Here is a 19491-nt window from a genome sequence, read left to right on the forward strand (position 1 = left end):
TTATTCTTCCATCTCTGATAGCAGACGCTGCATTTCGTCCAGGGCTTCATCCGTGGAAGGCCCTTGGGGTTTTTCGATCTGCTCGGCAAGCGCGGCAATCGTCGGGTTATGGAACAGGCTGCGCAGTTCGATCTTGATGCCGAAACGGTTCTCGACCCGGGTCATCAAGCGCATCGCCAGCAGAGAATGGCCACCCAGCTCGAAGAAGCTGTTGAACACCCCGACCTGCGGCACTTCAAGCAACTCCTGCCAGATCTCGGCCAGTTGCTGTTCCAGCTCGTTGCGTGGTGCAACGCCTTCCAGAGCCACAGGTTGCGGCACCGGCAGGCTCTTGCGATCGATCTTGCCGTTTGCATTGAGGGCAAAACGTGGCTGCTCGATGAAACCGGCAGGAATCATGTAACCCGGCAACAGACCTTCCAGATGGCGACGCAAGGCCGCCTGATCCACCGGGCTCGGCGTTTGCAGCCAGGCGAACAGACTCTGGCTGCGGGCGTCGATCATCACCACGGCCTCTTCCACACCCGGATAACGACGCAACAGCGATTCGATCTCCCCCGGCTCGATGCGGAAGCCCCGTACCTTGACCTGGAAGTCGCTACGGCCCACATAGGCCAGACGTCCGTCATTGCGGCGGCGCACCAGATCGCCGGTGCGATACATGCGGCTGCCTGGCTCGCTGGCATAAGGATCCGGCAAATAGGCTGACGCCGTGATGGCAGGCGCATGCTGATAGCCGCGGGTCACCCCGGAACCGGCGATATACAGCTCACCGGTCGTGCCCAGCGGCACCGGACGCAGCATTTCATCGAGCACGTAGCAGCGAGTGTTGAGCAACGGCGAGCCGATATCGGCCACTCCGTTCGGCACCTCCTGCAACGCCTGAGTCGTCGACCAGACCGTGGTTTCAGTCGGGCCATAGGCGTTGATCAGGGTCACGCCGCGGCTGCGCAGTTCGGTCACCAGCTCACCCGGCACCGCTTCGCCGCCGATCAGGCCGCGTATGGCAGGCCAGTCGGCATGGCCGGTTTCCAGCAGGATCTGCCAGCCCGCCGGTGTTGCCTGGAACACCGTGGCACGGCGCAACAAGGCAAACAGCTGATGGCCATCAACCACCTGCTCGCGGCGGGCCAGCAACAGGGCCGCGCCATTGACCAGCGGCAGGAACAGCTCCGGCTTGCACATATCGAAGGCGTAAGTGGTGCTGGCCAGCCAGACATCGCTGGCACCGAGCGGCAACTGTCGGTCAAGACCGGCCAGCAGGTTGCTCAGGTTGTCGCGGGTGACCTGCACGCCTTTGGGGGTACCGGTCGAGCCCGATGTGTAGATCACATAGGCCCGTTGTTGCGGGTTGACCGGCAAGGCCAGGTTCTCGGCGCTGTAGTCATCCAGAGACAACTGATCGATCAGATCCTTGTCGACGCCCTTCAAGGCCTCGGCACTCAGGCTCTCGCCAAGCACCCGTGCCGGACGCGCATGACCGATGATGAAGCGCAGGCGCTCTGCCGGATGTTGCGGGTCCAGTGGCAGGTACGCCGCTCCGGCCTTGTGAATGGCCAGCAGGGTTGGCAACAGCCACGGGCCGCGGGTCAGGCAGACGGCAATCAGGTCATCGGTGCCGACACCCCGGGCACGCAGCCAATGGGCCAGACGATTGCTGCGGGCATTGAGTTGCGCGTAGGTCCATTGCTGGTCCTGACAATCCACGGCCAGGGCCTCGGGAGTCAGTTGCACTTGCCGCTCGAAACGGGCAATCAGGTCCACTTCACGCTGCAAGGCCTGGGCAGGCAGGTTCCATGGGCGCTCGTCCAGCGCGTGATCGGCATTGGCCAGATCGATATCCCACAGACGTGCTTCAGGTTGTTTGAGCATGCCTTCGAGCAGATAGCGGTATTCGTCGGCATAGCGTTGTGCAGTGTGCGGCAGGAACAGGTCGGTGTTGTATTCCAGTACGCACTGCCAGTCATCACCGTGCTGCTCGATATGCAGACCGATATCCACCAGCGCGCTGTCGCTTTCGACATTCAGGCGCTGCACCGCAGCACCGGCAAAATGCTGTTCGACCGACGCGGCGACATCCCGCTGGATCAGGTTGAACAACGCCTGGAACAACGGCGTATGACTCAGGTCGCGGCGAACTTGCAGGGCTTCGACCAAACGTTCGAAAGGCACATCCCCATGCTGCTGCGCTGCCAGATGCGTGGCTTGCAGTTGCTGCCAGAACTGCTCGACCGATTGCAGCGGATCGATGCTGCTGCGCAATACCTGGGTCGTGGCGAAGTAACCGATCAGGTTGTCGGTATGGGCCTGATGGCGATGGGCGACCGGCAGACCCATCCATATTTCACGTTGGCCAGAGTGTCTGGCCAGCAGGGTTTTCCAGGCAGCCAGCAGAGGTGCGAACGCCGTCAGGCCATGACGTTGCGCGGTTTCCCGAAGCTGCTCGACCAGCGCGGCGGGCAGATCGAAGCGCAGGCGCTGGCCTTTGTAGCCCTGCTCCGCCGGACGCGGCAAATCGGTCGGCAGGTTAAGTACCGGCGGTTCGCCAGCCAGGGTCTGACGCCAGTATTCAAGCTGCGATTCGATCAAGGCCTGACCCGCAGGGGCTTGCCAACTGGCGGCAATGTCGGAGAACTGCAGGGGCAGTTTCGGCAGACAGGCGCTGCGACCTTCCAGGAGGGCCTGATAGATCAGTTGCAGTTCATTGAAGAAGATCTCCAGCGAACGGGCGTCGGCAATGATGTGATGCAAGGTAACCTGCAGCACGCTGCGGCCCTGGCCCTGATACACACGAACCCTGAACAGCGGCGATGACGTGAGATCGAAGGCCCGCTGGGCTTCCTGACTCAGTTTCCGGGCGAAAGCCGGGGAATGCTCGTCGCTTTCCAGCGGTTCGATGCTCACCTGCACTGCGGCCTGAGCCTCGACACGCTGACGTGCGCCGTCGGCGGTATCGCTGAACACCGTGCGCAGGCTGTGTTGGCGGCTGACCAGTTGAGTCAGGGCCTGTTCCAGCAGTGCCAGTTGCAGAACAGCATCCAGGCGCAAGGCCAGGGACAGGTGATAAGCCTGAGTATCGCCTTGCAGGCGATCCAGGAACCACAAGCGCTGTTGCGTGAAATGCAGCGGGGCCAGAGGCTCCTTGAAAGGACGCAGGATGCCTTCGGATTCAACGCTGGTTGCCGCCAGTTGCGCCGCCAGATCCCGCAGGACCGGGTGCTCGAACAGCGTGCGCAATGGCAGGCGTCGGCCATGCTGCTCGGCAATGCGCGCCACCAGACGCGCTGCCAGCAACGAATGACCACCGAGAGCGAAGAAGTTGTCTTCGGCCCCGATATCGCTGCTGCCCAGCAGCTCTTCCCAGAGTCGGGCCAGTTCCTGCTCCCACTCGCCAGAGAGCGCACTGCGCCGACCATCGCGCTGGAGTGGCTCCGGCAGCGCCTTGCGGTCAACCTTGCCGCTCGGGCTCAGTGGCAGAGTCTCCAGATGCACGAACTGACTCGGCAGCATGTAGTCCGGCAGTTGTGCAGCAAGGGTTTCGCGCAGCAGCGCTTCATCCTGTGCATCCCCCGCGTAATAACCCACCAGCCGCGCCGCCTCGCCGTTGCCCAGCAGCACGACAGCTGCCTCGCGAACGCCGGCGATACGCGCCAGCAAGGCTTCGATTTCACCCAGTTCGATGCGGAAACCGCGCAGTTTGACCTGGAAGTCCAGACGTCCCAGATAATCCAGGCTGCCATTGCTGTTGCGGCGCACCCGGTCGCCGGTGCGGTACATGCGGGCTCCGGTCACGAACGGATCCGGCAGGAACGCTGCTGCGGTCAGTCGCGCTGCCGCGAAATATCCGCGGCCCAGGTTGGCACCGGCCAGATACAGTTCGCCAGGAACCCCGGCAGCCACGGGTTGCAGGTCGGCATCCAGAACATAGGCGGCCGTATTGGCCACCGGCTGTCCAATGGGCACTTCCACGCCGCTTTCGTTGCCGTTGCGGACCTCGAAGGTGCTGTAGACCGTTGCTTCCGTCGGTCCGTAACCATTGATGACCCTGGCTCCCCTGCCCTCGATAGCTTCGGCCAGCGCACAAGGCAAGGCCTCGCCACCGGAAATGGCGCGCACGCCTTGCCAACTGCGCGAGGTATGCGCCACCAGCATTCTCCAGGTAGCGGGCGTGGCCTGCATGACAGTCGGTTGCGAAGCCTCCAGCAATTGATCGATAGCCTGCGGGTCCCGAGCCTGTTCGCGGTCGGCCAGCAGGATACTGGCACCATGGGCCAGTGGCAGCAGCAGTTCGACGATGGCAATGTCGAAGGTCGCAGTGGTCAGGGCCAGCACCCGGTCCCGGGCAGTCAGCGGCAGGACCTGCCCGACCGCCAGCATCAGGTTCATCAGGTTGCCACGGCTGATCGCCACGCCTTTGGGCTTGCCGGTGGACCCTGAGGTGTACAGCACGTAGGCGAGTTGATCGGCCATCCATGCCGGTGTCCGGAGTGTGTCGGTCGAACTCAGGGCGTCGATATCCAGCAACGGCACGCCGCTGTTCCACTCAGCCAGCGTCTCCAGACTCGCCGCAGTACCGAGGCATATCCGCGGTTGTGCAGCGTCAAGAATGTAGCGGCCACGTTCCGGTGGCGTGTCTTCGGCCAGCGGCACATAGGCCGCACCCGCCTTGAGGATGCCCAGCATCGCCGTTGGCAGGCGTGCATCCCGTGGCAGATTGAATGCCACCCGGTCTTCGATGCCGACGCCATGGGCCTGCAACGCTGCTGCCAGTCGCTCGGCGGCCTGATTCAGTTCGGCGTAAGTCAGACGCTGATCGCCAGCCAGTACGGCAATGGCATCGGGCTGGCGCGCAACCTGAAGCTCAAAGGCCTGGAGAATGTCCTGTCGGCCATCGACCTCAGGTCCGTCGAGCCGTGCCAGAGCACGCTCGGCAGGCTGCCAGACCAGCTCACCCAGTGCTTTTTCCGGTTGATCGAGCAAAGCCTCCAGCAGCGCCAGATATTGCTCGGCCATGGTCTGCACAGTCTGTTCACGGAACAGGTCGCTGCTGTATTGCAGGCTCAGGCTGATGCCATGCTCGCTGTCACGCACATCCAGATGCAGATCGCACAAGGCGCTGTCCGGGCGGTTGTCCAGCGGCTCTGCGATGACGTCGGTCAGCTCGAAACGCTCCAGGGCATTGCCCGGGAAGTAGTTGAACATGACCTGGAACAGCGGGTTGTAACTGACCTGCCGGGCCACGCCGAGCTGTTCGATCAGGTAGTCGAACGGCAAGTCCTGATGGGACTGCACCGACACCGACAGCGCCTGCAACTCAGTCATCAATTGCAGCAGGCTGCGCTCGCCGGACAGCTTCTTGCGATACACCAGCGTATTGACGAAGCAACCGACCAGAGGCTGCAACGCGGCATGATGCCGGTTGGCCACAGGTACGCCGACAATAATGTCGTCTTCACCGCTGCGGCTGCGCAGCAGCAACTGGAATGCCGCCAGCATCGGCGTGAAGTTGCTCCAGCCATGACGGGCGCTGAAGGCGCGCAAACGCGCAGTCAGGGCTTCAGGCAAACGCTGCTCGACGCGACCACCGTTCTGGCTGGCCTGGGCGGGACGCGGGAAATCGGCAGCCAGTTCCAGCACCGGCAGTTCACCGGCCAGTTGCTCGCGCCAGAAACCCAGTTCCTGCTCACAGGCCTTGCTGTTCATCCATTGACGCTGCCACAGGGCATAATCGGCGTATTGCATCGACATGACCGGAGCTTCTGTGCTCAGGCCCTGACGCAGATGGCGATACTGTTTGCACAGGCCATCGATGATCAGTTGCAGGGACCAGCCATCGGCGACGATATGATGGCAGTTCAGTGACAGGACAAACGCCTCAGGTGCCAGACGATAGAGCCTGGCGCGCAGCAACGGCGCAGCCTGCAGATCGAAAGGCATCATTGCGTCCTGACGCAGCAGGTCGTGCAGTGCTTCTTCGCTTTGCACGTCGATCAATGGCAACTCAAGTTCTGTACGGGCCAGAATCACCTGACTCGGTCCCTCGGCTTCGCCGATGAAACCGGTGCGCAGCACTTCATGCTGATCGAGTACAGACTGCAAGGCACGCTGCAGGTCGGCGATATTCAAGGCACCGGTCAGGCGCACCGCACCGGCCAGGTTGTAGGCCGGGCTTTGCGGGTCGAGCTGTTGCAGGAACCAGAGCCGTTGCTGGGCAAAGGACAGCGGCAGCTTTTCAGGGCGCGGCAAGCGTGTTGGCGCTGATTGGGCGGTGTCGGTACGGTTTTCCAGCCAGTCGGCCATGGCGGCGATGGTCGGACGCTCGAACACGATGCGCAGTGGCAGGTCTTTACCGCTGAGCTTGCCGATCAGACCGATCAGTTGCGTGGCCAGCAGCGAGTGCCCGCCCAGCTCGAAGAAGTTGTCTTCGACGCCGACCTGATCGAGCCCCAGCACGCTTTGCCAGGCTTCGACCATCTGGCTTTGCAGTTCGCTGCTGGGTGCCACATAACGGGCCTGGCTTTGCGCGGCAAAATCCGGCGCGGGCAAGGATTTGCGGTCGATCTTGCCATTGCCGTTGAGCGGAAAACGTTCAAGGAACATGAACGCGCTCGGAATCATGTACGGCGGCAGGTTGCCCAGCACATGCTCGCGCAGGGCTTCGATGCCCGGCTGGGTATCGGCCACCACATAGGCCACCAGCACCTTGGAGCGTTGCTGGTCATCACGCGCCACGACTACCGCCTCCCGGACACCCGGATAACGGGTCAGGCAGGCTTCGATCTCGTCCAGTTCGATACGGTGGCCACGGATCTTGACCTGATGGTCGGTGCGCCCGACGTACTCCAGATCGCCATTGGGCAGGAAGCGCGCCAGGTCGCCCGTGCGATAGAGGCGGCTGCCATCGTTGGCAATCGGGTCCGGCAGGAACACCGCCGCCGTGCGTGCCGGGTCGGCCATATAGCCACGACCGACGCCCACACCGGCCACGAAGATTTCCCCCACCGCACCGGCAGGTATCGGCTGCAGATCGGCATTGAGCAGGTACAAGCGGTTATTCAGCGTGGCGCGGCCAATGGGCACGTTGATGCGTTGCTCGGGCAAGCGTTCGAGCAACGGATGGAACGCCACGTCATCGGAGCATTCAGCCGGGCCATAGGCGTTCATCAGCGGAATCGCGGGATAACGCTCGAACCAGCGCCGCGCCAGAGCTGGCGGCAGTGCTTCACCGGTGGCCAGCACCCAGCGCAGACGCGAACGGTCAAGGCCTGCATCGAGCAGGCTCTGCATCAATGACGGCACCGCCTCAAGGATGCTGATGCCATGGCGTTCTATGGCTGCTGCCAGATCGTCGGGGTTCTGCACCACGCAATCGCCCAGAATCACCGTGCGCGCACCCAGCACCATACCGGCCAGGGTTTGCCAGACGGAAATGTCGAAGCACTGCGGCGCGGTCTGGGCAATCACATCATTGGCATCGAGCCCGAGCCCCGGCAGCTTGCCGAGAATGTTGTTGAGCATGCCTGCGTGGGCCACCATCGCGCCTTTTGGCGTGCCGGTGGAGCCGGAAGTGAAGATGCAATAGGCCAGCGAACTGTCATGAACCGGAATGTTCAGGTCATCATCGCTGTAGCTGCCCAATGCGGACGAGTCGTAAAGCACCGACTTGAGCGGCTGCTCCAGCAGTTCCACGGCCTCCATCGCCAGTTCGCCCTGCCCTGCGCTGTGGATCAGCAAAGGCGTGCGACTCTGGCGCAGCACCTGGGCCAGACGTTGTGGCGGGTTGCGCGGATCAAGTGGCAGCCAGCCTGCGCCGGCCTTGAGGGTGGCGACGATCATCACCACCAGATCCAGGCCACGCTCGTCGAACACCGCGATCAGGTCGTCGGATTTGACACCCTGTGCCCGCAAGTGCCGGGCCAGGCGGTTGGCGGCACGGTTCAACTGATCGAAAGTCAGGCTCTGTTCACCATGCACAATGGCCACGCGCTCGGGCGTCTTGCGAACCTGTTGTTGCAAACGCTCGATATACAGGGGTTGCAGCAGTTGTTCATCGGCGGCCAGACCACCACCGGCCCAGACCTGCTGCTGGAGGGCAATTTCCTGCTCATCGAGCATGGCCAGATGATGCAAGGGCGTTTCGGGCTTCTCGCTCAGTGCTTCGCCCATATTCAGCAGCAAGGCGCGGAAGTGACGCAGCATCTGCTCGATTTCTTCGCGCAGGAACCAGTCGGTCTGATAGGTCAGCTGCAAATGCAGACGTTCGCCCGGAACAATTACCACGGTCACGGGGTAATTGGTGTGGGTGCGGTTGGCCATGTCGCTGATCAGGTAATCCAGCTGGCTCTGACGCAGGTCGGAAGCAATCGGCGCGTTCTCGAATACGAACAGGCTCTGGAACAGATCCTGGCGCTGCACTTCGCTCCAGCGCTGGATGTCGGCCAGGGAAACGCTTTCGTGTTCACGCAGGCTCAGGTTCTCGGTCTGCAAGGCCTTGAGCCATGGCCCCAGCGCATCGTCCGGGCACCAGCTCCAGCGTAGCGGCAGGCTATTGATAAACAGGCCGACGATACTTTCCATGCCCTGCATATGGACCGGACGCCCGGCCACGGTGATACCGAACACCAGATCGCGATCACCGCTGTAGCGTGCCAACAGCAAAGCCCAGGCACCCTGCACCAGAGTGTTGAGGGTGATGCCGTGGCGGGCTGCGGTATTTTGCAGGCTCTGGGTCTGTTCCAGAGTCAGGTATTCGACGCAATCCTCGACCGGCTCGGCGGCCCCCTGAATACGACCGACATGACCAAAACCAAATTCGTTGGGTGTATCGAACCCGGCCAGACGCTGTTGCCAGAACTCCTGATGATCTTCCGGCTTCTGGGCTTCCAGCCAGCGGATGAAGTCGCGGTACGGACGTGGTGTCGACAGATTCAGACGACGACCTTCCTGCGCGGCGCGGTAGCCGTTGAGGAAGTCCATCATGATGATCGAGAAACACCAGGCATCCATCAGAATGTGGTGATAGCTGCGCACGAACTGATAGGTATCGGGTGCAATCTTGTACAGCCTGACGCGCATCAGGGGAGCCTTGGTAAAGTCCAGGCCCTGGGCACGCTCTTCGCTCAACAATTGCTCGAGACGGCCCTGTTGCTCGCCTTCGCTCAGGTGCGACCAGTCTTCATAGGTGATTGGCAGTTCGACCTGCTTGTGTACCACCTGCATCGGACGCTTTTGCTGCTTCCAGACGAAAGAAGTGCGCAACAGTTCGTGACGCTCAACCACTTGCGCCCAGGCCTGACGGAAAGCGTTCAGGTCGAGGTCGGGCATGACCATGACATGGCGATATTGCAGCAGGTACATCCCCTTTCCGGGGTGCAGCAGACTGTGAAACAGCAATCCTTGCTGCATGGGAGCCAACGGGTAAATCGCCTCGATGTTGCGCGAAAGTGCTTTGACCTTGTCGTTCATGCTGACGGTATCCGAACCTTTAATGTAGGGGACGCAGGGTTGTCACTGCTCAAGCTGTTCGAGCAGCCCCAGGAATTCATCGTCGGACAGGCCTGAGTCAGCGAAGTCCGAAGCCGTGGCGCGACCAGCCTCTGGCGACAGGCAGTGCTCCAGCAAGGCATCGATCTGTTGCACAAACTGCTGCGCCAATCCGTTTACCAGTGCCTCATCGTGAACATGTGGGGCATAACGCCATTCGATATGCAGCCGCCCTTCGTTCTCCAGCACCGTCACATCCAGCCAGTGGGTGCGGCGGGTATCGTCGGCACGCATGCCAGGGCAGATCGGCCGGGACAGGCGCCACAGACGGGAGGCTCCCAGCCATTGATCGACACGGCCCAGATAGTTGAAGGTCAGCAGCGAGGCTGCGCCCAGGCCGTGAGCCGGGTCCTGGCGCAACAGGCCGTAGCCGATGCCTTGCTCGGGTACGCGGCGCAGCGCTTCCTTGGCACCGATGATCGAGGATTCGAGGTCCCAGGAGGTGCTGACCGCCAGAGGGTAACGACTGGTGTGCCAGCCCACCGAACGGGACAGGTCGGGAGCTTGCTCCCAGCCGCTACGACCATGACTTTCCAGCTCAAGAGTGACCCGCTCACGGCCTTGCCATTGACCGATGACACCGGCCAGTGCCGCCACCAGCAGGTCCTGAACCTGGGTGCCGTAGGCTGAGTGGCAGTCACCCTGCAGCCGTTGCGTCTGCTCGACCGAAAGTTGTGTGTCCAGCGTGCGGCTCTGGCCGTACTCATTGCTCTGCTCAAGGACTACGCCTTCAGCAACCAGTTGCTCGCGCCAGTAATCCACTTGAGCCAGGACTTCAGGCTCGCTGCGATGGCGCTGCAAGGCTTCGCTCCATACATGGAAGCCCGCCGAAACGGCTGGCAGCGCAAGATTCGGTTGCAGGTACAGGCTTTCCAGCTCTTCCAGCAGCACCTGCCAGGACACCGCATCCACCAGCAGGTGATGAGCCGTGCACAGCAGCTCCCGGCTTTGCGAGAAATACACCCAGCGGATCAAGGGTGCCCGATCCAGGCTGAAACCCTGTTGCCAGCGTTGCAGCAAGGCTTCATTCAGAGGCTCGTCCTCCACCTGCAGCAGTGCTTCGACCTGTTTCTCGGAAAAGGCCTGATAGCGTTGCTGCCAGCCGTTTTGCGCGGCCTCGAAGGTCAGGCGCAAGCTGGCATGACGCTTGAGCAAGGCGCCCAGGGCCTGAATAAAAGGCGCCTGATCCAGCGGCTCGTCCAGCGCCAGCAACAGCGACTGGTTCCAGTAGCCGGGCTGGCTTTGCTGCTGGGCAAAGAACCAGTCCTGAATCGGCGTCAGGGCAAAGGCCGCGGTGGGCTCAAGTGCCGCAGAAGTGGCGTTCGCATTGGCCGCGCCAAGGTCAACCACCTGCTCTGCCCAGCCACGCACGGTGGGGAATTCGAAGATCTGCTTGGGCTTGAGTTGCAGGCGCTGCTGCTTGGCCTTGGCGATGATCTGCAAGCTCAGGATCGAGTCGCCGCCCGCCGTGAAGAAGTTATCGTCGACACTCAGTTGCGGCTTGTCGAGAATCTCACGGGCGATGTCCAGCAGACGTTTTTCGAGCTTGCTGCGCGGTGTCTGCGCCACTCGCGCCAGGGCCCGCACGCTTTGCTCGGCAAACAGTTGCTTGGGCGTCATCAGAATCTGTTGCTGACGCGCCAGGGCAATGATTTGCAAACCGAGAATGGAATCGCCGCCGTGGGCGAAGAAGTTATCGTCCGGGCCAAGTTCCGGCTTGCCGAGCAAGGTCCGCCAGATATCCAGCAAGGTGCTTTCGACGGCGTTCAACGGTTGATCGTCTGTCGATTCTGCAGCAGACGACTGAACCGACTCCTGACTGGCAAGAGCGATCAAGGCCTGACGATCGACCTTGCCGTTGGCCAGCAAGGTAAAGCCTTCAAGGCAATGCCACTGGGCTGGCTGCATGTAGTCCGGCAGTTGCGTTTGCAGAGCCTCCTGGATTGTGGCCAGGGCGTCTGGCGGCGCAACCACAAAGGCCACCAGACGATTGCCGGTCAAAGGCGCAGGAATATTCAGCACCCGGGCATCGCTGACCTGCGCCATGGCACGCAACTGGGCCGCCACTTCTGCCGGCTCGACCCTGTAACCACGAATCTTGACCTGCTCATCGAGCCGCCCGAGAAATTCGACTTGCCCCTGATGATTGAGGCGTACCCGGTCGCCGGTGCGATAACCATGCTCAGCAAAGCGCGCATGATCCGCATCCGGCGCACTGAGATAACCCGGCGAGACCGTCGCACCCTGAATGTACAGCTCACCGCTGACACCCATCGGCAACAGCGCGCCTGCGGGAGAACGAACGCTGATTTGAACGTTGGCCAGGGGTCGTCCTAACGGCGCAGCAGCGCTGCCCTCCACTTCATGGGTCAGGACGCCGATTGTGGTTTCGCTGGGGCCGTAGTGGTTGACGATGCGCAGGTCCGTTTTCAGGGTACGCAAACGGTTGATCAGCTCATGACCCAGCGCTTCGCCGCCCGTGACCAGACACTGGCGTGGCAGCAGGCGTTGCGGATCCGTGGCGACCAGCAAGGCATTGAGATGTGAAGGCACGATCTTCAGCAGATCGACAGGCTCGCGCTCCAGCACGGCCGCCAGTTCTTCTGCATCGAAAGCCAGCTCTTCCGCCAGCAGGCGCAGGCGGCGACCGCTGAGCAAGGCACCGAACAGGGCTGTATGCCCAAGGTCGGTCGCGCAACTGGCGAGGCTGGCCAGACTGGCATCGGCGCTGAGGTTCAGGCGTTCAAGGCAGCCAGTCACGTAATGGATCAGGTTGCTCTGGCTGACTTTCACCCCTTTTGGCTTGCCGCTGGAACCCGAGGTGTAGACCACGTAAGCCGTCAGATCTGCCGCCAGGGCACCGCGCAGCGGCGCATCGCTGAATAATGGCGCAGCCGGAATTGGCAACCAGCGCACCGGCTCCGGCAACCACTCTGGGCGTGGGCCTTCGCCAACCAGCACCTTGGGCGCAGCATCCTGGCAGATATCCTGCAGACGCGACGCTGGCCATTGCGGATCGAGGGCCAGATAAGCTGCACCGCTCTGCCAGGCCGCGAGCATATGCATCACCAGTTCGCGACTGCGTGGCAGGCACAAGGCAATCCGCTCGCCGGCCAGATCCAGCCCCAGGCGCTCGCCACGGGCAACCACGGCACGACCCAGTTCGGCATAGTTGAGCGTGCCCTGCTCATCCTGCAACGCAATCGATCCGGGTTTTAGCGCGCACTGCTGAGTGAAAGCCTGCCAGGCATTGCTGACGGCCAGCGGAACGTCCTCGCCCTTGAGCAACGACTGCTGTTCCACAGGCAGCCAGTCCAGCTCGGCAAAGGGCACTTCGGGCTGTTCGAGAACGGCATGTACCAGGGCTACGAACTGGTCCCGATAACGCTCGACGGTCTGATGCAAGTACAACGCCTTGCTGTAGCGCCACCGGCAAAGGAAACCCTCTTCCTCGTCGATGACCACCATGTTCAGCTCGTGGGCTGCGCCACGCTGCTCCGAGAGCAAACGATCGACATACTGCTCGAAAGGCGCGATGCGCTCCTTGTTGAGGGTGAACATATGCTGGAACAGCGGCGCCCTGCCCATCTGCCGCGGCAGGTCCAGCTGTTTGACCAGCCGCGAGAACGGATAGTGGCGGTGCTGGAGTGCCTGTTTGACGGTGGCGTCCACCTGCTTTGCCCAGTCGCCACTGGACAGATCACGGCGCAGACGGCAGCGGATCGGCAGTGGATTGACCAGATAGCCCGGCAGGTTGAGGTGTTCACGGCGCAAACGCCAGCCGCTGGGAGTTCCCAGCACGAAGTCGTCCTGCCCGGACAGCACGCCGAGAAACTGCTGGAACAGCGAGAACCAGAACACATAAGGCGTTACCCCCAGACCGCGGGCAACTGCGCGGATTCTGGCGGTAACCGCAGGATCGAAACGCACCGACAATTCACCGCCCTTGAAGGCCTGATTGCTGCCATAAGGGAAATCGGTCGGCAACTCCAGGGCCGGGACTTCGGCCAGTTGTGCCTGCCACCATGCCAACTCTTCGGGTTCGGCCGCTTCGCTGCGGATATGCAGGTCACTGCAATAATCGCGATACGCATCGGGATTTACAGAAGGCAGCGACTGTCCTGCGAGCAAGGCGAACAACTCGTTGAGTACGGTGTAGAAAGTGGCCAGATCCGCAGCGATATGATGGATCACCAGCAATACGCTGTATTCGGTAGCCTCGCCTTTCGAGTTGCTCAACAGGACGACACGACTGACCTCGGCTGCTTCCAGGTTGAACGGCTTATCGGCCAGAGCGGTGATGTGTTGCTGCAGGGTATCGGCATCTGCGGCCTGCAATGCCACACGTTGCAAGGGCTGGATCTGCTCGCGATGGCTCCATTGCAGCAACTCGCCATTACGTTCTGCATAGGCCGTACACAACATCGGATAGCGTTGCTGCACCGTGCCCCAGGCTTCCTGCAGACGCTCGGGCAAGTCTGCAGTGACGAATTGCGCCTTGATGCGTCCGGCATAAGCGATGTTGTAGGCGCAGTTGTCGGGCTCCAGACGCTGTAGAAACCAGAGGGCCTGCTCGTTATCCGTCAATGGACGGGCATCGAAATAATCGGGATTCTGTTGCAGCCAGTGCAGCACCTCAGGGCTCCTGGCCTGCAGCTCTGCTACCAGCTCATCGTTCAAGGCGCCCTGGGATCCGTGGGCAATGGCTAACTGGCCTTCGGCTATAGACAGGCGAATTCCGCGCAGCCAGCAGCGATGCATCAGGCGATCCATTTGTTGTCCTTTTTCTACTTGTTCGAAGTAAGCCGTCTATTGCGACAGCTTTCCAAAAGAGAGTGCTCAGCTTGCCGAAGCAGGCTCCGCCATGGCGACCACGACCTTGCGTGCGCCCTGGAATGTCGAGCGGCCATGGGCCACCAGCATGTTGTCGAGCATCAGTACGTCACCGGCCTGCCAGGGAAAACTGACCTGGCAGCGCTGGAGAACAGCGCGTACATGCTCAAGAGCTTCCAGCTCGATGGGTGAACCGTCGCCGTAAAACACGTTACGTGGCACGCCTTCTTCGCCAACGATGGAAATCAGCGTCTCGCGTACCGCCGGTGCAAGATTGGAGATATGAAACAGGTGCGCCTGATTGAACCAGACCCATTCACCGGACACCGGATGCCGGGCAACGGCCTGGCAGACCTGGCGAGTGGAAAGCTCACCCTCTTCATTCCACTCGAAGTCGATATTGCTGGCCTTGCAGTACTGCTCGACCTGGGCTCGATCCTCGGTGCTGAAAGCCTGTTGCCATGGCAGATCCAGGCCATTGCCGTAGTTGCGCACATACATCAGACGCTTGTCGGCAAAACGCTGGCGAATGACCGGATCGAGCTGTCGATAGACCTCGCGACTGTCGGCAATCGGGGTTTCACCCCCCACCTCGGATGCCTGTACGCAATGAAACCAGATCTTCATCGGCCAGTTCAGGGAATAGGACTGTTCGTTGTGCAGCGGGATGACCTGATGGGCCGGGTACTCGGTGGAGGTATAGACGCGGTTGTTGAGTTTGGTACGCGGTGTGGAAGCGTAGTCGTAGGTCAGCAGCTCATGGCCGAAGCTGCTGGCGAAGGCTTCAAAATCGGCTTCGCCCTTGAAGGCAAAACCGCGAAACAGAACACCGCCGGCACGCGGCAGTTCAGCATCGACCACCTGCTGGATCTGCTCGCGATGGGCTTGCCAGGTATCACCGGCAGCAGGTGCCTGAAAGATGAACGGCAGGGTCAGTTCGCTCCCTTGGGAAACCTCCGTGGATTGAACCTGTGTACGTGCCACACCCGTTTCCATTTGAAACCCCTCGCCATCCCGATATGCGTATTTTTTGGAGAGCACAAACTAATACAAACGAGTACCAACATCAATAGAGAATGATTGTCATTTATGACATTTGTATCAAATCGGACACATTTCATCTGGCCTGCAGGACACTCTCCCGCTCACCGATATGCGACATCAACAGATAGGCCGATCCCAACAGGCCTTGCATCGTATCGGCATAGCGGCTGCGGTTCAGATACAGGAACTGGCGATTCTTGACCGCAAAAAGATTCTGCCATTGTGGCGACTGTCGGAAGGCAGCCGTGCTGGTCTCCGAATCTAGCAGCTCTTCATATGTATCAATAATGAAATCACTGTTGAAGTCGCCAATACGCTCCAGACTGTAGGGCACGTTCTGCCTTGCGGCGCTGTAAGCCGGTACACGTCCCAGGCCAAAATCGGCAATGACATCATCCATGCCACCACGACCGATCAACTGGAAACCATCGGTGTAGACCTCCAATGTGGTGACGGTAATTCGTGATGGGTCCTTGACCCGCTTCTTGAACTCCTTGACCACCCATTGGTACTCGCCCAGCATCTCTTGGTAGCGCTGCTGTTTGCCGACCAGTTCGGCGAGCTCTTTGGCGTAGGTCTTGATATCGCTTTCCCGTGCAGGCAAGAGCACCACAGGTGCAATCTTGCTGAGCTTTTCCTTGATATCCGCGTGATATGACAATCCGACTATCAGGTCGGGCTTCAAGGCGGCAATCGCCTCCAGATCGGGAGCCTGATGCGAGCCGATATATTGAATGCCCGTCACATCGAAACGCTCCTGGGTGCCGCGAAACAGCACATCGGAAAACAGCTTCTTGCGCCCGGTGGAGCCACACGGCTTGACGCCCAGCTCCAACAGTTGCGTGGTCAGACTGAAATCATGCAGAGACACGATGCAATGCGGCGCTACGGGCACTTCGACACGGCCAAAGCTGTTCTCGAATACCCTGGTTTCTGCCGCACTGACCTTTACGGCCAGTAATGCCAGAGGCACACACAACATGCACGCCACACCCCGGAAAAATCCTTTCACCCGCACTTACCCCCAGACAATTTTGTTTTTCAGCGATTGCGCTGCCGCGCCAATAACACCATCAGATAAGGCGCACCGATAATGGCGACCACCAGCCCGGCCGGTAACTGCAAGGGCGGAAAAATGCCCCTTCCCAGAGTGTCGCCGGCCAGAACCAGCAGCGCGCCGAACAGCGCCGACAAAGGCATCAAGGCACCATGGCGATCACCTGCCAGCTGCCGCGCCAGATGCGGAGCGACCAGCCCGACGAAGGTCATGGTGCCGACATTCGCTACAGCCGCCGCCGTCAGCATGACGCTGCACAGCAGCAAGGAAATCATGACGCCCGTGACATTCAGGCCTCGACTGAGCGCAACCTTTTCACCCAGTTGCAGCAGGTTCAACTGCCGATGACAGAACAGCAATGGCACACCGGCCAGCAATAACCAGAGGCAAAGGCTGTTGACCTGTGGCCAGCCGGCCCGATGCAGACTGCCACCCAGCCACATCAGTGCCGACTCCACTTGATCGATATTGCCGTAGGTGATCAGCAGATCGGCGACCGCACTCAACATGGCGGTAAGCCCGACGCCCACCAGAATCAGGCGCAGCGGCGAGATGCCCTGACGCCAGGACAACAACGCCACAAAGAACGCCACCGCCAGACCACCGGCCAGTGCCGCCAATGGATAGAACTCCAGCGGCAGCAGTCCGGGCCAGAGCACAATGATCAGCAGCATGGTGACACTGGCACCCGATTCCACGCCCACCAGACCGGGCGCTGCCAGCGGGTTACGGGTCAGGGATTGCATCAGCAGACCGGCCAGGGACATTGCTGCACCCGCCAGGATGGCCAGCACCACGCGGGGCAAGCGCAGCTCCCAGAGCAGATTGCGGATTGTCGGGCTGACTTGTTCGGGCGTCAGCACTGCCTGCCAGGCCTGGGCCATGCTCAGCGAAAAACTGCCCACGGTCAGCGCATACAGCGCCAGCGCGATCACAGCGCCTGTCAGCAGCAGCACTGAAATCAGGTCGATAGGCCGGGCAATCCAGGGCAGCAGCGGCAAGGCTCTGGGCAGGGTCAGTCCGGTGCGCCTCATTTGACTTTCCTCAACACCAGGATGACAAAAACGGGACCGCCGATCAGGGCCGTTACGATACCGGTATTGAGCTCGAACGGACTGACCACGGTGCGCGCCGCGATGTCCGCCAGAATCAGCAACAGCGCACCCAGCAAAGGAGCTGCCAGCAACAGCCGTCGATAGTCGTCGCCAAACAGCAGACGCGCCGCATGGGGCACGACCAAGCCGACAAAACCGATAGGCCCGGCCAGAGCCACGGCACACCCGGACAGCAGAACCACCGAGGCCAGCCCGAATACGCGCATCCTCAACAGACTGACGCCCATGCCGGCAGCCGCTTGCGGACCCAGGCGATGGGCATTCAAGGCCCGCACATTGACCAGACACAAAAACATGCCCAGCAGCACATAAGGCCAGACCCAGGCCTGCATCGTGCCACCAGTCACGCCGATGGAGCCGGTCAACCAGCGCCGCAGGCTGTCGAGCCCCTGTTGATCGAGCAACAACAGAATTGAAGTGATTGCGCTGAACAGCGCTGCAATCATGGCCCCCGACAGCGTCAGCCGAATCGGGTTATGCCCCCTGCCTGCCAGCAACAGGACGCCGATGGCTGCCGTCAGCGCACCGACAAAGGCAAAGAGCGGGATCATCGACAAATCGTTGCCCGGCATCACCAGCAGTCCGAACACCACGAACAGTGCCGCGCCGCTATTGATACCGAGAATCCCCGGATCGGCCAGCGGATTATCGCCGACCGCCTGCATGATGGTGCCGGCAAGCCCGAGACTGGCCCCCACCAGCAGCGCGACCAGCAGGCGCGGCAGGCGGCTGCCGCGAATGACGCTGTGATCGGGATTATCCGGCACATAGGCAACCAGTGCCTGCCAGGTTTCGTGCCAGGGAATACTCTTTGCACCAACTGCCAGATGAAACAGTGCGGCCAGGGCAATTGCCATCAACAGACCCAGCCATACCGGCAATCGCAGACCGTGACTCACATCGCCTCCTGCACGGACAGCGGCTTGCTGCGGTTCGACTGCGGGACGCATAGCAGATCACCGGAATAAGGGTCGGTGATGATGTGCGCATCCAGATCGAAGACCGCCTTGAGGTTTTCCCGGGTGAACACCTCGGCAGGCGCGCCCTGGGCCAGCAGACGTCCTCCACGCATCATCACCAGATGGTCGGCGTAACGGGCGGCCTGATTCAGATCATGCAGGACTGCCACTATGGTCTTGCCCTGCTCGCGGAGATCCACCAGCAATTCGAGCAGCGTGATCTGATGGGCGATATCGAGGAAGGTGGTCGGCTCGTCCAGTAGAATTACCGGCGTATCCTGGGCCAGGGTCATGGCAATCCAGCAACGTTGCAACTGTCCGCCCGACAGGGTTGCCAGCGAACGGTCGAGCAAGGAATCGATACCGGTCAGTTCGATGGCACGCTCAATCGCCTGCTGGTCCTGCTCGGACCATTGGCGCCACCAGCTCTGCCAGGGAAAACGTCCCTGCATCACCAGCTCTCGTACGCTCATGCCCGCTGGCGATGTTGCATGCTGTGGCAGCAGGGCCATCTGTTGCGCCAGAGCTCGACGCGAATACTGGCGCAACGGTTTGCCGGACAACTGCACCTCGCCGGCACCCGGACGCAGCATATGGGCAAGTACGTTCAGCAAAGTGGTCTTGCCGCAGCCATTGGCACCGATCAATGCCGTGAAACGGCCTTGGGGAATGTCCAGACTGACGCCATCGAGAACCACTTGTTCGCCATAGCCAAGCCGCACTCCGGTGGCTTTCAGCATGACTTTACCCCCGCCCAATACAGCCTCGTCGAGCAATGCCCCAGCATCGTTTTTCATCCTGTCATCACATCAGGGGCATAAGTGGGCCACAGAATGTGTCGAAAATGAAATAATTCTGTACCGTAGCAACAAATCTTAATGCAAAACTTTATCATTTACAGATAAAGTATGGCCAGTCGATACCAGCCCGGTTGAGCCAC

The 19491-nt window shown here is 60.9% G+C and carries 7 protein-coding genes; all 7 read right to left on the bottom strand.

Going from position 1 to position 19491, the window contains the following annotated elements; genetic code table 11:
• Nucleotides 1–9465, bottom strand: a complete 9465-nt coding sequence (locus tag JSY17_RS16625) for a non-ribosomal peptide synthetase (protein WP_206402434.1) — start codon at nucleotides 9463–9465, stop codon at nucleotides 1–3.
• Nucleotides 9466–9507: 42 nt separating this feature from the next.
• Nucleotides 9508–14316, bottom strand: a complete 4809-nt coding sequence (locus JSY17_RS16630) for a non-ribosomal peptide synthetase (protein WP_206402432.1) — start codon at nucleotides 14314–14316, stop codon at nucleotides 9508–9510.
• Between the two features lie 66 nt (nucleotides 14317–14382).
• Nucleotides 14383–15372 carry a TauD/TfdA family dioxygenase gene (locus JSY17_RS16635; protein ID WP_200997444.1) on the bottom strand — a complete coding sequence of 330 codons (990 nt, stop codon included), beginning with the start codon at nucleotides 15370–15372 and terminating at the stop codon, nucleotides 14383–14385.
• A 121-nt stretch (nucleotides 15373–15493) separates the two neighbouring features.
• Nucleotides 15494–16402, bottom strand: a complete 909-nt coding sequence (locus JSY17_RS16640) for an ABC transporter substrate-binding protein (RefSeq protein ID WP_117181396.1) — start codon at nucleotides 16400–16402, stop codon at nucleotides 15494–15496.
• Between the two features lie 59 nt (nucleotides 16403–16461).
• On the bottom strand, nucleotides 16462–17511 hold the full coding sequence (locus JSY17_RS16645; protein WP_200997445.1) for a FecCD family ABC transporter permease: 1050 nt from the start codon (nucleotides 17509–17511) through the stop codon (nucleotides 16462–16464).
• Nucleotides 17508–18491 (bottom strand): FecCD family ABC transporter permease, encoded by a 984-nt coding sequence (locus JSY17_RS16650; protein ID WP_117163257.1) that lies wholly within the window; start codon nucleotides 18489–18491, stop codon nucleotides 17508–17510. Before JSY17_RS16650 ends, JSY17_RS16645 begins: the two co-directional genes overlap by 4 nt.
• Nucleotides 18488–19291 (bottom strand): ABC transporter ATP-binding protein, encoded by an 804-nt coding sequence (locus JSY17_RS16655; protein WP_206402487.1) that lies wholly within the window; start codon nucleotides 19289–19291, stop codon nucleotides 18488–18490. The genes JSY17_RS16650 and JSY17_RS16655 overlap by 4 nt, the downstream gene beginning before the upstream one ends.
• Between the last annotated feature and the right edge of the window lie 200 nt (nucleotides 19292–19491).

Source organism: Pseudomonas capsici, from assembly GCF_017165765.1.
In the GTDB taxonomy this organism is placed as follows: Bacteria; Pseudomonadota; Gammaproteobacteria; order Pseudomonadales; family Pseudomonadaceae; genus Aquipseudomonas; species Aquipseudomonas capsici.

Excerpts from the sequence above, each read along its gene's own strand:
- JSY17_RS16625 (WP_206402434.1), bottom strand. The coding sequence starts at position 9,465 with ATGAACGACAAGGTCAAAGCACTTTCGCGCAACATCGAGGCGATTTAC.
- JSY17_RS16630 (WP_206402432.1), bottom strand. The coding sequence starts at position 14,316 with ATGGATCGCCTGATGCATCGCTGCTGGCTGCGCGGAATTCGCCTGTCT.
- JSY17_RS16635 (WP_200997444.1), bottom strand. The coding sequence starts at position 15,372 with ATGGAAACGGGTGTGGCACGTACACAGGTTCAATCCACGGAGGTTTCC.
- JSY17_RS16640 (WP_117181396.1), bottom strand. The coding sequence starts at position 16,402 with ATGTTGTGTGTGCCTCTGGCATTACTGGCCGTAAAGGTCAGTGCGGCA.
- JSY17_RS16645 (WP_200997445.1), bottom strand. The coding sequence starts at position 17,511 with ATGAGGCGCACCGGACTGACCCTGCCCAGAGCCTTGCCGCTGCTGCCC.
- JSY17_RS16655 (WP_206402487.1), bottom strand. The coding sequence starts at position 19,291 with ATGCTGAAAGCCACCGGAGTGCGGCTTGGCTATGGCGAACAAGTGGTT.